Annotated in this window: 12 protein-coding genes and 1 riboswitch; of the genes, 3 read left to right on the top strand and 9 right to left on the bottom strand. The window is 71.5% G+C overall.

Annotation, left to right across the window (positions count from 1 at the left end):
* Window positions 1-20: 20 nt before the first annotated feature.
* Window positions 21-1205 carry an MBL fold metallo-hydrolase gene (locus ACIGXP_RS08725; protein ID WP_399765687.1) on the bottom strand — a complete coding sequence of 395 codons (1185 nt, stop codon included), beginning with the start codon at window positions 1203-1205 and terminating at the stop codon, window positions 21-23.
* Between the two features lie 431 nt (window positions 1206-1636).
* Here ACIGXP_RS08725 and ACIGXP_RS08730 point away from each other — a divergent pair, with 431 nt between their 5' ends.
* Both ACIGXP_RS08730 and ACIGXP_RS08735 read left to right on the top strand, forming a co-directional pair.
* Complete coding sequence (locus ACIGXP_RS08730; RefSeq protein ID WP_399765690.1) at window positions 1637-2821, top strand: Glu/Leu/Phe/Val dehydrogenase dimerization domain-containing protein; 1185 nt, start codon at window positions 1637-1639, stop codon at window positions 2819-2821.
* Between the two features lie 165 nt (window positions 2822-2986).
* On the top strand, window positions 2987-3601 hold the full coding sequence (locus ACIGXP_RS08735; protein WP_399765693.1) for a TetR/AcrR family transcriptional regulator: 615 nt from the start codon (window positions 2987-2989) through the stop codon (window positions 3599-3601).
* A 162-nt stretch (window positions 3602-3763) separates the two neighbouring features.
* On the opposite strand, the gene ACIGXP_RS08740 is transcribed toward ACIGXP_RS08735, so the two are convergent.
* The 3 genes from ACIGXP_RS08740 to ACIGXP_RS08750 all read right to left on the bottom strand — a co-directional run bounded on the left by ACIGXP_RS08740 (window position 3764) and on the right by ACIGXP_RS08750 (window position 8188).
* Complete coding sequence (locus ACIGXP_RS08740; protein ID WP_399766151.1) at window positions 3764-4549, bottom strand: SGNH/GDSL hydrolase family protein; 786 nt, start codon at window positions 4547-4549, stop codon at window positions 3764-3766.
* A gap of 163 nt (window positions 4550-4712) precedes the next feature.
* Entirely contained in the window at window positions 4713-5639 is a 927-nt protein-coding gene (locus tag ACIGXP_RS08745) for a peptidoglycan DD-metalloendopeptidase family protein (protein ID WP_399765696.1), read from the bottom strand.
* A 4-nt stretch (window positions 5640-5643) separates the two neighbouring features.
* Window positions 5644-5799, bottom strand: a riboswitch (cyclic di-AMP (ydaO/yuaA leader).
* Between the two features lie 307 nt (window positions 5800-6106).
* Window positions 6107-8188, bottom strand: a complete 2082-nt coding sequence (locus ACIGXP_RS08750) for an alpha-galactosidase (protein WP_399765699.1) — start codon at window positions 8186-8188, stop codon at window positions 6107-6109.
* A 174-nt stretch (window positions 8189-8362) separates the two neighbouring features.
* Between ACIGXP_RS08750 and ACIGXP_RS08755 the strand changes: the two genes are divergently transcribed.
* Entirely contained in the window at window positions 8363-9160 is a 798-nt protein-coding gene (locus ACIGXP_RS08755; RefSeq protein ID WP_399765702.1) for a tyrosine-protein phosphatase, read from the top strand.
* Between the two features lie 77 nt (window positions 9161-9237).
* Here the strand turns inward: ACIGXP_RS08755 and ACIGXP_RS08760 are convergent, their stop codons facing one another.
* The 5 genes from ACIGXP_RS08760 to ispG form a co-directional block, all read right to left on the bottom strand.
* Complete coding sequence (locus ACIGXP_RS08760; protein ID WP_399765705.1) at window positions 9238-9360, bottom strand: DUF6126 family protein; 123 nt, start codon at window positions 9358-9360, stop codon at window positions 9238-9240.
* Window positions 9357-9980, bottom strand: coding sequence for a helix-turn-helix domain-containing protein (locus tag ACIGXP_RS08765; protein WP_399765707.1), 624 nt, complete (start codon window positions 9978-9980; stop codon window positions 9357-9359). The genes ACIGXP_RS08760 and ACIGXP_RS08765 overlap by 4 nt, the downstream gene beginning before the upstream one ends.
* Window positions 9981-10097: 117 nt before the next feature.
* The gene (locus ACIGXP_RS08770; RefSeq protein ID WP_399765710.1) at window positions 10098-11483 is read right to left on the bottom strand and encodes an aspartate aminotransferase family protein; all 1386 of its coding nucleotides are present in this window, start codon (window positions 11481-11483) and stop codon (window positions 10098-10100) included.
* On the bottom strand, window positions 11480-13378 hold the full coding sequence (gene dxs, locus ACIGXP_RS08775; RefSeq protein ID WP_363217877.1) for a 1-deoxy-D-xylulose-5-phosphate synthase: 1899 nt from the start codon (window positions 13376-13378) through the stop codon (window positions 11480-11482). The genes ACIGXP_RS08770 and dxs overlap by 4 nt, the downstream gene beginning before the upstream one ends.
* A gap of 34 nt (window positions 13379-13412) precedes the next feature.
* Window positions 13413-14546, bottom strand: a complete 1134-nt coding sequence (gene ispG / locus ACIGXP_RS08780) for a flavodoxin-dependent (E)-4-hydroxy-3-methylbut-2-enyl-diphosphate synthase (RefSeq protein ID WP_399765714.1) — start codon at window positions 14544-14546, stop codon at window positions 13413-13415.
* Window position 14547: the final 1 nt, after the last annotated feature.

A 14547-nucleotide genomic window follows, 5' to 3' on the forward strand; every position in this document is an offset into this window, starting at 1 on the left:
GGGGCGGCGAACCGGCGTGGTCAGCCCTCGCCCACAAGGTCGAGGTCGTCACGAGAGGCCACCGGCATGATCTCCGGAACGGCCCACTTGCGGTTCAGCGGCTGGGACGCGTCCCGCCACCAGGGGCGCGCAGGGAGGACCCCGGCAGGCTCGAAGGGCTGGCCCGGGACAGGGACGGCGACCGCCTGCCCGACCGCGTCGGCCGCGGCCAGCGTCCACTCGCCCGGTTCGGCCCAGGGGTGCGGGGCGAGGTTGAAGGTGCCCCAGTGGATCGGCAGCAGCGCGCCGTGCGGCGCTCCGCCCTGCAGGTCGAGGTGGGCGCGCAGGCCTTCCTCGGGCGTCATGTGGATGTCGGGCCAGAACTCGCTGTACGCACCGATCTGGATCATCGTGGCGTCGAACGGGCCGTGGGCCGCGCCGATGTCCTTGAAGCCGTCGAAGTAGCCCGTGTCACCGCTGTGGAAGATGCGGTGTTCCTCGCCTTCGACGGCCCAGGACGCCCAGAGGGTGTGCTGGGTGTTGCGCAGGGCACGGCCGCAGAAGTGGCGGGCGGGTGTCGCGGTGAGGGTGAGCCCGCCGACCCGGGTCGACTCGTGCCAGTCCAGCTCGCGCAGCCGGTCCGGGGAGACGCCCCAGTGTTCGAGGTGGGCGCCGACGCCGAGCGGCACGGCGAACAGGGTGTCCGTGCCGGCCAGTGCCTTGATCGTGGGCAGGTCCAGGTGGTCGTAGTGGTCGTGCGAGATGACGACCACGTCGACCTCGCCGAGCGCGGCCAGCGGCAGCGGCACGGGGTGCAGCCGCTTGGGTCCGGCGAAGGGGAACGGGGAGCAGCGCTCCCCCCAGACGGGGTCGAACAGCACGCGGTGGCCGTCGATCTCCGCGAGGACGCTGGAGTGGCCCATCCAGGTCAGCCGCAGTCCCGTGGCGGGCGGCTCGGCCAGGTCGGCGAAGGTCGTGGGATGCACCGGGACGGTGCCCTTGGGGGCGCGCAGGGGGCGGGTGTCCTTGTCCAGGAACACCTTGGCGAGGTCCAGCGTGGAACCGGAGGGTCTGGTGCGTGCCGTACCGCCCGGGTTCTGGAAGACGCCGTCCTCGAAGTGGGGAGAGCGGCGGATGCGTGCCAGGCGCTCACCGCCCGGGTCCGCGCCGAAGGCCGCCGGCCGCAGCGCGCGGAGCCCGGAGGTCGAGGAACGCAATCCGGTCACGGTACCTCCCGGTGGAGTGGGTGAGCTCCCCATTATGGTCGGACCCTCCGACAGCCCCGGACGGCCGGGGCGCCGGTACGGCCCCGGCGCACGCCACTGCCCCTTCGTCGAGCGCATTGACAGGGCGCGGGCCACGTCCCGATACTGACTCATCGTTCAGTAGAGAGGCAGTCCCCGAGCCGAGGCCGCCGGGCACCTGCAGGACATCGTGGTGTTCGCACGGCGGCTGCGGGAGATCCGCGACGGGATGCGGGCGCGCGGCGGCGTACCGGTCGCGGCGGACCCGGCGCCGGACCGGCCTGGCCCACCCTGGCCCGCGCCCACGACGGACATGTCTCGCGCGCGTGCCGTCCCGCCGCCCCGGCGCGCGCCCGCACCGGGGCCCTCGACCGGCCCGGCCCCACCCTGTGCACCGTCCCCGAGGAGATCCCATGACCGCCCCCGCTCCCCTGATGTCGCTCGTCTGGACCGACCACGTCACCGGCCGCCGGGGTTTCCTGGTCGTGGACCGGCTGGTGCGCGGCGTGGCCAGCGGCGGGCTGCGGATGCGCCCCGGCTGCACCCTGGAGGAGGTGGCGGGCCTCGCCCGCGGCATGACGATGAAGGAGGCCCTGCACTACGACCCCGAGGCACGCTATGTCCCCCTCGGCGGCGCGAAGGGCGGCATCGACTGCGATCCGCAGGAGCCACAGGCGTACGGGCTCCTCGTCCGCTATCTGCGCGCCATGCGGCCGTACATCGAGAGCTTCTGGACCACCGGCGAGGACCTCGGCCTCACCCAGGACCTCGTCGACCGGGCGGCCGTCGAGGCGGGCCTGGTCTCCTCGGTCCAGGCGGTGTATCCGCTGCTGGACGACGAGGCGGCGGCCCGTGGGCGGCTCGCGGACGCGTTCGCGGTCGAGGTGGACGGCATCGGCCTGGACGAGCTGGCCGGCGGCTGCGGGGTCGCCGAGTCGGTGCTCGCGGCGCTGGACCGGGCGGAGGTGCCGTACGCGGGCACCCGGGTGGCGGTGCAGGGGCTCGGCACGATGGGCGGGGCCACCGCGAGATTCCTCGCGCGCGCGGGGCTGACGGTGGTGGCGGTCGCCGACGTCAAGGGCACGATCGCCAATCCGGCGGGGCTCGACGTCGAGGCGCTGCTGGCCGCGCGGGACGGCTATGGCGCCGTCGACCGCCGTGTGCTGCGCCCCGGCGACCGCGAACTGTCCGGTGAGGCCTGGCTGTCCGCCGATGCGGAGGTGCTCGTGCCGGCGGCCGTGTCCTATGCGATCGACACCGGCAACCAGCACGGCATCCGCGCCCGCTGGATCGTGGAGGCCGCCAACATGCCCGTGCTGCCGGAGGCGGAGGAGCTGCTGGCGGCGCGCGGGGTGGCCGTGCTGCCGGACGTGGTGGTCAACTCCGCCACGAACGCCTGGTGGTGGTGGACCCTGTTCGGTGACATCGGCCCCGACGCCGACGAGGCCTTCGCGTACATCCGGCGCTCCATGCGCGCCCTGGTCGAGCTGATGCTGGACCGTGCGGACGCGGACGGTACGACCCCGCGTGCGGCCGCCCACGCCATGGTGACCGACCGGCTGCCGGTGATCGCGGACCGCTTCGGGTGGTACCGGTGACGGACCCCGCGATGCCTCGCCGTCACGGGGGCGTCAGGGCCGCGCACCTGTCTGCACCCGGCCGCCCGGCGCACGGGTGACCGAAAGGTCTGCCGCCCCGCACTCGAACGGCCGCGAGTGCGGGGCCCTTCCGTGCCGTCCTCGGCAACGGATTAGGGTGAGCGCGTGGCGAGAGTGCGGTTGAGCGTGGCCGAGCGGCGGGAGGAACTGCTGCAGGCTGCCATCGGGCAGATCGAGGCGCGGGGCGTGGCGGCGGTCAGGATCGCCGACGTGGCCGCGGTGCTCGGGGTGAGCAACGCCCTGGTGCTGTACCACTTCTCGACGAAGGAGAGGCTGGTCGCGGCCGCGTTCCGGTACGCGGCAGAGGACGATCTCGCGCATCTGCGCAAGCTCCTGGGGCGGCGGACGTCCGCGCTGCGCCGGCTGCGGGCCGCGGTGCGCTGGTATGCCCCGACCGGGCAGGCCAAGGGCTGGCGGCTGTGGATCGAGGGCTGGGCGGTGGCCCTGCGCGAGCCGGTGCTGCGCGAGGTCACCCGGGATCTCGACAAGCAGTGGAAGGCGGCGATCGCCGAGGTCATCGCCGAGGGCGTGGCGGCGGGCGAGTTCGCCTGCGCCGACCCGGCCGGTGCCGCGCTGCGGCTGACCGCGCTGCTGGACGGGCTGGCCGTGCAGCTGACCTCGTACCCCGGAGCGGTACCGCGGACCCGCGCGCAGGAATGGACCGACGAGGCGCTGGCCCGTGAACTGGGCCTGGACCGGCAGGCGTTGACCGAACGGTAGGGGCTCTCGGCCGCATCGGGCCGGCTGCACGGTGCTGTGCGGGTGAGCCGCTGTGGTGCCCGAAGCCGGGGTTGGGCGGGCGCCGCCGACGAACACCGGCCGGCCGGACACCCACGTGCCCCGCACCGCGGGTACGGGCGGTGCGGGGCACGTGGGTGCCGGTCAGGCCACCGAGGTGATGCGCAGCTTGATGTCGTCGGGGGACAGGGTGCCCTTCGCGGTGACATGGTCGCCGGAGGACTCGCCGCGCAGACGGCGGCCGATCCACGGGACCAGGTATTCGCGGGCCCACTGGACGTCGTCGCGGCGGATGTCCAGCGTGCCCCGGGGCGGCTGCGGCGGCCACGGCTGCTCCGGGTCGGCCGGGATCTCCAGGCCGAGGACCTGGCCGGCGCGCAGCGCCACGCGCGTGTGCCCCTCGGGCGAGAGGTGCAGCCGGTCACTGTCCCAGGCCCTGCGATCCTGTACGGACTTCAGGGACCACAGGTCGAGCACGGGGCAGCCGTACCGGTCGGCGATGGCGCGGACGTGCCCGTTGTACGTGGCGATCTTGCCGCGCAGATGCTTCAGCACGGGGACGCCACGGGTGTCGAAGCCGGTCGTCACCATCACCGTGCCGACCGCCTCGGTCAGCCGGGCCACGGCGCGCTCGAAGCGCTCGGCCACCTCGTCCGGGTCGGTGCCGGGCCGGATGATGTCGTTGCCGCCCGCGCAGAAGGACACCAGGTCCGGGGCGAGTTCGACGGCCTGCGGGAGCTGGTCCTGCACGATCTGGTCGAGCAGCTTCCCGCGGACCGCGAGATTGGTGTATTTGAAGTCGCCCTCGGGCTGCCGGTCCGCGAGCAGTACCGCGAACCGGTCGGCCCAGCCGACGAATGCCCCGTCGGGGCCGGGGTCGCCGACGCCCTCGGTGAAGCTGTCCCCCACCGCCACGTACGACCCGATCACTGATGTGTTGTCACTCTTCGAATCGTCTGCCACGTCGGACCATGATTCACCTTTGGATGTGTCCTACGCGACCGTAGGCAGGGGTTGACGGCCGGTGAGATATGACACCCTTAAATGATTTGCCAACCCGGAACAGGGCGAACACGCCGAAGGACGGACAGCCTCAGACGACGGCGACGCCGTGCTCGCGGAGGTAGCCGACCGGGTCGATGTCGGAGCCGTAGTCGGGGGTGGTACGGATCTCGAAGTGCAGGTGCGGGCCGGTGACGTTGCCGGTGGCGCCCGACAGGCCGACCTGCCGGCCCTCGGTCACGGTCTGCCCGGGCGAGACGGAGAGCCGGGAGAGGTGGCCGTACTGCGCGTAGTGGCCGTCGTTCAGCCTGAGGACGACCTGGTTGCCGTACGCGCCGCCCCAGCCGGCGGAGACGACCGTCCCGGCGGCGACGGCCTTGACCGGGGTGCCGGTCGGTACGACGAAATCGACGCCCGTGTGGTAGCCGCTGGACCACATGCTGCCGGCCACGTGGTAACCGGTGCCGATGGTGGCGCCCGTGACCGGGAGGGTGAAGCCGGTGGAGGTGGCCGGCGTCGTGGCGGCGCCGGAGGTCCTGGGCGCCGGGGCCGCCTGGGGCGTGGAGCGGTGCGAGCCGCCGGACGACCGGCTCGGGGCCGCGGGCTCGGTGCGGGTGGGTGCGGCGTGCCTGCGGGTGGGTGCGGCCTGCCTGCCGAGCGCGAGCTCCAGGCCGGGGTGGATCAGCGACGGGTCGTCGCCGACGGCCTGCCGGTTGTCGGCGTAGAGGCGGTGCCAGCCGCCCGCCACGTGCTGCTCGTCGGCGATCACCGAAAGGCAGTCGCCGGTCTTCACCGTGTAGGTACGGACGCCGGAATCCGGCTGCGCGGCGGCCTTGTGCACCGGGGCCCGAAGGGACTGCACGGCCTGCGCGGAGACGGACTGCGCGGTGCCGGCGGCATGCGCCCCGGTGGTTCCGACGAGCGGGAGGGCCAGGGCGGCACCACCGGTTCCGGCGACGGCGATCGAGCGGGAAAGACGCGGGGTCTTGGGGCGTCGGTGCTTGCCCTTACCAGGCATGGCGCATTCCTCTCCGGCGCCTGCGAGGTGAGCTGTCGGGTTCGGGCTGGAGCTGCCCGGCCGTGCGCGCACGGTTTCACCCCGAGCCTGTCGCGGAGACCGGACAGGCAGTGGTACCTGATGGGTCCCCCGCTCCTGCCGAACACGGGTCAAGTGTGTGGGGCTCCGGGCGGCGGCAGGATTCGGCGTTCCGTCCGGATCGGTGGCGAACGTAAGCGGGTGGGACGCAGGGAAACAAGCAGTCGGTTTCCGCCGTTCGCCTTTCAGAAGATCGGATTCGGGAATTCGCCGTCACCCTCCGTGCATTTCCACCTGTTACGGCCCTTCAAATTCCCTCTTCACCGAGGAAATTACGTGGACATGACGCGGCACGCACCGTCACGAATATGACGCTCCTCACGCGCACCCGACCATGAGTCCGCATTTCACTCCGAGTTTGAATGAAGGCGCCAATTCGGGCAGAAGCATTAGATGCGGCACAGGCGGATAACCGTTGCATCCAGGTCACCTTTGAGGCCGGCGCGCAGCCCGTGGTGCAGCAGTACGGCACCGCGATGGACTTCGCCCGTTTCGCGACATTCGTACGACGCCGCCGGGTCGAGTCCGCGCAGGCGCAGCGCCGGCACGGGTTCGCCGTGGCTCTGCGCCTGGAGCCAGGCGAGGACCACCGTCTCCTCACCCAGGACGTACTGGACGGCGCTCAGTCCACCGGCCGGAGGTCGCAGCCGGTACAGGTCGCCCTGCTGGACGACCGGCCGGATCTCCTTGTAGAGATCGATCCACTGCCGGGCCTCGGCCAGTTCCTGATCGGTCCACTCGGTGAGGTCGCCGCCCACCCCGAGCACGCCCGCCATGGCGCTGACGAAACGGAACCGCAGGCCACTGACCCGACCGTTGAGCTGGGTGTTCGGGCTGTCCGTGACCCAGGCGGCCATGATCCGGGCCGGGTGGATCTGACTGAAGCCGTGCTGGATGGCGAGCCGGTCCAGCGGGTCGGTGTTGTCGGAGGTCCACACCTGGTCGGTGCGGCTCATGACGCCGAGGTCGATCCGGCCGCCACCCCCCGAGCAGGACTCGAAGGCGACGGAGGGGTGGGCCGCGCGCAGCCGGTCCAGCAGGGCGTACAGGGCGCGGACGTGGTCCACCCACAGGCGCTGCGGGTACGGCTCACCGGGCCAGCCGGCGTCGGTGAAGCAGCGGTTGAAGTCCCACTTCACATAGTCGACCGGCGCGCCGGAGAGCAGGGTGTGCAGCTGCTCCCACAGGTACTCCTGGACGTCCTCGCGGGCGAGGTTGAGGACGAGCTGGTTGCGCAGTTCCGTCCGCTTCCGTCCCGGTTGGTACTGCACCCAGTCCGGGTGCGCGCGGTACAGGTCGCTGTCCGGGTTGACCATTTCGGGCTCGACCCAGATGCCGAACTGCATGCCGAGGTCGTGCACCTGGTCGGCGAGGGGCTTCAGGCCGTGCGGGAAGCGGTCGGGGTTGGGCGTCCAGTCGCCGAGACCCGCGCGGTCGCTGGTACGGGCGCCGAACCAGCCGTCGTCCACGACGAAGAGCTCCACGCCGATCCCGGCGGCCCGGCGGGCGAGCGCGAGCTGCTGCTCCTCGGAGATGTCGAAGTTCGTCGCCTCCCAGGAGTTGAACAGCACCGGCCGGTCCCGCTCGGCGTCCGGGATGACGTACGCGCGCTGGTAGGCGTGCCAGGCGCGGCTCGCGCCACCGAAGCCGCCGTCGCTCCACAGGCCCGCGAACACCGGGGTGGTGTACGACTCCCCCTGCTCCAGGAGCAGCAGGCCCGAGTCGTCGTAGCCGGCGCCGCCGGTGATCTGCACGCGCGCGTCCGGGAGTTGGGCGACCGCGATGCGCCAGGAGCCGGACCAGCCTAGCGCGCATCCGTAGACCTCACCGCGCTCCTCGGTGGCGTCGGTGTCCAGCGCCACCCAGGGCAGGTGCTGGTGGCCGGTGTGGCCGCGGCGGCTGCCGATGACCTTCTCGCCGTAGGTGAGCGGGGCGGCGACGAGGCGGGACTCGGCGGCCCAGCGGCCGTGCAGCTGGGACAGCCGCCAGCCCTCGCGATCGGGCAGGGTCCAGGTGGCGGCGTCGGCGCGCAGCAGCTCCACGCGTACGTGCCCGCCGTTCGCCACGGTCACCCGGCGTTCCACGACATCGCCGCGCATCCGGTAGTGCAGGGTGACGGCGAGGCCGTCGTCGTCGAAGCGCAGCCGCAGCTCGCCACCCTCCGGCCCGTCCGCCTCGTACGCCTGGAAGGCCCACTCCGTGCCGCGTCGCTCGGCGGTACGCACCGACAGGGCCGGGCGGACGAAGCGGGGGCCGCCCTCGACGGGGTACTCCTCCCGGCCGTCCAGGGGGGACTCGAAGGGCCAGTGGCCGGGCAGCGGGTCCTTGGCCAGGGCCTGCGCGTCCGCGAGGGTGATGCGTGGCCCCCAGTGCAGGTGGAGCAGCTCGTCCGCGCCGGTGAGATGCAGGGCGTAGCTGCTGGTGGGCCCCGAGAGGAGCCAGGTACGACCGTCTTCGGAGATGTCCACCACGTAAGACCTCACAGGTGCCAACAGATTCACTCAAGTGCAAACATCATCGAGCCGTACGAGCGTGGCGACAAGCCCTGTGGACAACTCCTTGCCCGAGGAAACCGATGTCGTATGGTCGTCAGAGCGCCCGCCGACGAGCCGCGACGGCGGGATCCGAGCGTGTGAGGAGCCCCCGTGACGCAGCACGTCCCGTCGACCGAGCCGGAGCTGGCCGGAGTACGCAATTTCCGTGACGTGGGCGGACTGCCGACGGTGGACGGGCGGCGGGTGCGGCACGGGGTGCTGTTCCGCAGCGGTCACCTGGCGCACGCGACCGAGGACGACGCGGCCTTCCTCGCCTCCCTGGGCCTGCACACAATCTTCGACTTCCGCAACGCGGCCGACCAGAAGCTGGAGGGCCCGGACGTCGAGCTGCCCGGCGTGCGGAATGTGAACCTGCCGCTGAGCGACCCGGCGGACGGCGCCGAGTTCTGGAAGATGGTCCGCGACGGCGACCTCGACCAGCTGCGCCAGATCCTCGCCGACGGCAAGGGGGCGGCCCGGATGATCGCCTCGTACCGGAGGATCGTCAAGGAGCGCACCGCCGAGCACTCCCAGGTGCTGCGCGCGCTCACCGAGGACAGCGTGCCCGCGCTGATGCACTGCGCGGCGGGCAAGGACCGCGCGGGCATCTCGATAGCCGTGACGCTGCTCGCGCTGGGCGTGGAACGCGAGGCGATCATCGCCGACTACCTGGAGTCCAACGCCAGGCACCGGCGCTACAAGGTCCACCGCAGCGGCAGCGCCAAGACCGCGTACACCCCGGAAGTCATGGAGCTGCTGAGCCCGCTCTTCGACGCCCGCGCCGAGTACCTCCTGGCGGCGTTCGAGACCATCGAGCAGACGTGGGGCGGCGTGGACACCTACCTGGAGCAGGGCCTCGAACTCACCCCGGCGGCCCGGGCCCGGCTCCGCGAACGCCTGCTGGACTGACCGGACCGCCCCCGCAGCCCGGTGTCCTCGTGCGGGGCACGAGAACGACAGCCGGACGTACCGGTGGCTTCGTCGCGTCAGCTCTTCCCGCCGACCGCGAACAGCAGGTAGAGGAAGGCGGCCAGGACGTGGCCGGCGGCGATGTAGATGATCAGGCGGATCCACAGGGCGCGGGGGAACTTGGTCTCGAGGTTGGTCATGGCAGCTCTCCGGTCGGCGGGCCCAGGCACAGCGTGGCCGTGGGGCTCTGCAGCAGGGTGTGGACGAACAGCAGCTCGACGCCGTCATGGTCCTCGGCGGCGAGGCGGTGCGGGGTGAGCGAGTCGAAGTGCGCGCTGTCGCCGGGCGCGAGCAGGTGCGCGGTGTCACCGAGGCGCAGCCGGAGGCGGCCCCGCAGGACGTAGAGCCACTCCTCGCCCGGGTGGACGCGCACGATGTCGCCCTGCGAGCCGTACGGCACGCGTACGCGCAGGGCCTGCATACCCCGGCCCGGCGCCCCGGCCTGGAAGTATGTCCAGCCGCCGGCCCGGGTCGGCTCCATGTCGCCGGCCCGTACGATCGCGTTCCGGTCGGCGACCGTCTCACCCAGCAGTTCGGAGACGGTCGTACCGTAGATGCGGGCGAGAGCCAGCAGCATCGGCAGCGAGGGCTGCCGCTGTCCGGTCTCCAGCCGGGACAGATGGGCCGGCGAGAGCCCTGCGGCACGGGCGGCGGCCTCCAGGGTGAGGCCGGCGCGCCGGCGCAGCCCGCGCAACTGCGGTGCGACAGCGGTCAGCTCGCCGCCCGGGCCCGCCGACGGGCCGGCGTCTGAGGCGTTCATGCCTCCATTCAGCCCGATTCTTGCCCGAGCGGCAATTTCCTTGCCTGTGAGGCAAGGCGCCTCGACGTCATCCCCCTCTTCCTGGTACTCCCCGGCCGGCGCCCGGTGCGGGCGTCCTCAGCGGCCCGCCACCGCCTGCTTCATCAGGGTCTTGCCGAAGTCCCACATCAGGCCGCCGCCGCTGTGCGCGTCGTCCATCACGGCGGTGAAGGCGTCCACGAACCGCTCGACGTCCGCCTCGTCGAGGATCAGCGGCGGGATCAGCTTGATCACCTCCAGGTGGTCACCGGAGACCTGGGTGAGGATCCGGTGCCGCTGCAGCAGCGGCACGACGACCATCTGCGCGAACAGTCCCTTGCGGGCGGCCTGCAGCACGGTCCAGCGGCCGCGGAGCTTGAGCGAGGACGGCCTGCCGAACTCGATGCCGATCATCAGGCCCCGCCCGCGCACGTCGGCGAGGAGTTCGTACTTGTCGATCAGCGCGGTCAGCCGTGACTTCAGCAGTTCGCCGGTCCTGCGGACGCCGGCGACGATCTGCTCGTTCTCCATGACCGACAGCACGGCGAGGCCGCACGCCATCGCCTGCGCGCCCGAGCCGAAGCTCGCCGAGTGGACCAGCACCCGGTCCATGGACGAGTAGACCTTCTTGAAGATCCAGTCCTTGCCGAGGGTGGCGCCGACCGGGACATACCCGCCGGACAGGGCCTTGGCCACGCACACCAGGTCGGGTTCGACACCGTCCTCGTGCTGGTAGGCGTAGAAGTCGCCGGTGCGGCCGAGACCGGTCTGCACCTCGTCGGCGATGAGCAGCGCCTTGTGCTTGTGCAGCAGCTCCTGCGCGGCGCGCAGATAGCCGGGAGGGGCCTCGTACACGCCCTTGCCCTGGATGGGCTCGACGATGAGGGCGGCCACGTCGCCCTTCTTCAACTCGCGGGCCAGGGCGTTGAGATCACCGAGGGGTACGGCGGTGTCGGGCAGCAGCGGGGCGAAGCCGTCACGGAAGCCTCTCTCGCCGTTGACCGACAGGGAGCCGGTGGTCAGACCGTGGAAGGCGTGATCGCAGTAGAGGACACGGGGCTTTCCGGTGGCGTACCGGGCGAACTTCAGGGCCGTCTCCACGGCTTCCGTGCCGCTGTTGCCGAAGAACACCCGGTCCAGGTGCGGGCTGTGGGCGAGCAGCCGTTCGGCGAGCAGGCCGGGCAGCGGCTGGCAGTCGAACCGGGTGAGGTCGGCGAGGTCCAGGTCGAGCACGTCGTGCAGCGCCTTGCGGACGACCGGGTGGTGGCGGCCCAGGCCCATCACCCCGAACCCGGCGAGCATGTCCAGGTAGTCGTTGCCGTCCGCGTCGAAGAAGTGGGCGCCCTCGGCCCGCTCGTAGACCTTGTCGAAGCCGATGGTGTGCAGCATGCGCGGGAGCTGCGGGTTGAGGTACTTGGTGTGCAGCTCGTAGCGTTCGGCTCCGCGCTCGGCCAAGAGGGCGCCGAGGTCGAACTCCGTGGTCATTCCTTCTCCTTGACTGTGCCGTCCATGTGCCGGACGGCCAGGCTCGCGCTGATCCGTCCGGCGACCTCGACGGGCGTGAGGCCGATGTCGGCCAGCACCTCACTGCGTTTGGCGTGCGCGAGGAACTGCTCCGGGATGCCGAACCGCCGTACCGGCACGTCCACGTCGGCGTCCCCGAGGGCCAGTGCCACCGCCGAACCCACCCCGCCGGCCCGGCTGTTGTCCTCGACGACGGCCACCAGACGGTGTTCGGCGGCCAGACCGGGCAGGGCCGGGTCGACCGGTTTGACCCAGCGCGGGTCGACCACGGTGCAGTTGACACCCCGTGCCGCCAGGAGCTCGGCGGCCTGGAGGCACACGGATGCCATCACGCCGACGGCCACCAGGAGCACGTCCGGGCGGTCCGCGCGGTGCAGGACGTCCATGCCGCCGACCTGGTCGATCGCCGGGATGTCCGGGCCGACCGACTCCTTCGGGAAGCGGACCAGGGTCGGCGCGTCGTCCACGGCCACGGCCTCCCGCAGCTGGGCGCGCAGCCGGCCGGCGTCGCGCGGGGCGGCGATCCTGAGGCCGGGGACGGCCTGGAGGATCGACATGTCCCACATGCCGTTGTGGGAGGCGCCGTCGGCCCCGGTGACGCCGGCCCGGTCGAGGACGAAGGTGACCCCGCAGCGGTGCAGGGCGACGTCCATGAGCAGCTGGTCGAAGGCGCGGTTGAGGAAGGTGGCGTAGACGGCGACGACCGGGTGCAGTCCGCCGGTGGCGAGGCCGGCCGCGGAGACGGCCGCGTGCTGCTCGGCGATGCCCACGTCCCACACGCGGTCGGGGAATCGCTCGGCGAACTTGCCGAGGCCGACCGGGTGCAGCATGGCCGCCGTGATGGCAACGACGTCGTCCCGTTCCTCGCCGATCCGTACGATCTCGTCGCCGAACACCGAGGTCCAGGAGGGGGCCTGGGCGGGCGCGAGCGGCTCGCAGGTCAGCGGGTCCATCACACCGACGGTGTGGAAGTGGTCCTCCTCGTGGGCGAGGGCGGGCTCGTAGCCGCGGCCCTTCTCCGTGAGGCAGTGGACCAGCACCGGGCCGTGGAACCGTTTCGCGCGGCGCAGCGCCGACTCGACGGCGCCGATGTCATGGCCGTCGATCGGGCCGACGTACTTCAGGCCCAGGTCCTCGAACATGCCCTGCGGCGCGAAGGCGTCCTTGAAGCCCTTCTTCGCGCCGTGCAGGGACTCGTAGATCGTGCTGCCGACGACGGGTGTCCTCAGGAGGACGTCCTTGCCCCAGGCGAGGACCTTCTCGTAGCCGTCGGTGGTGCGCAGGGTGGCCAGGTGGTTGGCGAGGCCGCCGATGGTCGGGGCGTAGGAGCGTTCGTTGTCGTTGACGACGATGATCAGCGGGCGGTCCTTGGCCGCCGCGATGTTGTTCAGCGCCTCCCAGGCCATGCCGCCGGTCAGCGCGCCGTCGCCGATGACCGCGACCACATGGCCCTTCTCCCCCTGCACCTGGTTGGCCTTGGCCAAGCCGTCGGCCCAGCCGAGCGCGGTGGAGGCGTGGCTGTTCTCGATGACGTCGTGTTCGGACTCCTCGCGCGAGGGATAGCCGGACAGGCCGCCCTTGCCGCGCAGCTTGGAGAAGTCCTGACGCCCGGTCAGCAGCTTGTGGACGTAACTCTGATGGCCGGTGTCCCACAGGATGCGGTCGACCGGTGACTCGAAGACCCGGTGCAGCGCGACGGTCAGTTCCACCACGCCCAGATTGGGCCCGAGGTGACCGCCGGTTCTCGACACCGCGTGCACCAGGAACTCACGTATCTCCTCGGACAGTTCACCCAGTTCCGCCTCGGACAGCGCCTTCAGGTCGCGTGGTCCCCGGATGCTCTCCAGAATGGTCACGCTGGGCCCCCTCTCGGTCCGTGCCGTGCTGTACTCAACTCACTTCGTCTGCGGGGCTCGTCCGCTCGGCGAGCTTCATGGCCTCCTCGATGAGGGTCTCCACGATCTTCGACTCGGGTACGGTCTTGACGACCTCTCCCTTGACGAAGATCTGCCCCTTTCCGTTGCCCGAGGCAACTCCGAGGTCGGCCTCACGGGCCTCGCCCGGACCGTTGACCACACACCCCATCACCGCGACCCTCAGCGGCACTTCCATGCCGTCCAGGCCCGCCGTGACCTCGTCGGCGAGCTTGTAGACGTCGACCTGCGCCCGGCCGCAGGACGGGCAGGAGACGATCTCCAGACGCCGCTGCCGCAGGCCCAGGGACTCAAGGATCTGGATACCGACCTTGACCTCCTCCGCCGGCGGCGCGCTCAGGGAGACGCGGATGGTGTCGCCGATGCCCCGGGACAGCAACGCCCCGAAGGCCACGGCCGACTTGATCGTCCCCTGGAACGCGGGACCCGCCTCGGTCACCCCCAGATGCAAGGGGTAGTCGCAGCTCTCGGCGAGCTGCCGGTAGGCCTCGATCATCACGACCGGGTCGTTGTGCTTCACCGAGATCTTGATGTCCCGGAAGTCGTACTCCTCGAAGAGCGAGGCCTCCCACAGGGCCGACTCGACCAGCGCCTCCGGGGTGGCCCTGCCGTACTTCTGCAGCAGCCGCCGGTCCAGCGAACCGGCGTTGACCCCGATACGGATCGGCGTGCCGTGGTCCTTGGCGGCGCGGGCGATCTCCCGCACCTGGTCGTCGAACTTCTTGATGTTGCCCGGGTTCACCCGGACCGCCGCGCAGCCGGCCTCGATGGCCGCGAAGACGTACTTCGGCTGGAAGTGGATGTCCGCGATCACGGGGATCTGCGACTTGCGGGCGATGGCGGCGAGGGCGTCCGCGTCGTCCTGCGTGGGGCAGGCGACACGGACGATCTGGCAGCCGGACGCGGTGAGTTCCGCGATCTGCTGCAAGGTGGCGCCGATGTCCGACGTACGGGTCGTCGTCATCGACTGCACCGACACCGGGGCTCCGCCCCCGACCGCCACCGGCCCGACCTGGATCTGCCGCGACTGCCGCCGCGGTGCCACCGGCCGGGCCGGTACCTCGGGAACGCCCAGGGGGACGGCGGTCACC

Source organism: Streptomyces sp. NPDC053069, from assembly GCF_044546895.1.
GTDB lineage: Bacteria > Actinomycetota > Actinomycetes > Streptomycetales > Streptomycetaceae > Streptomyces.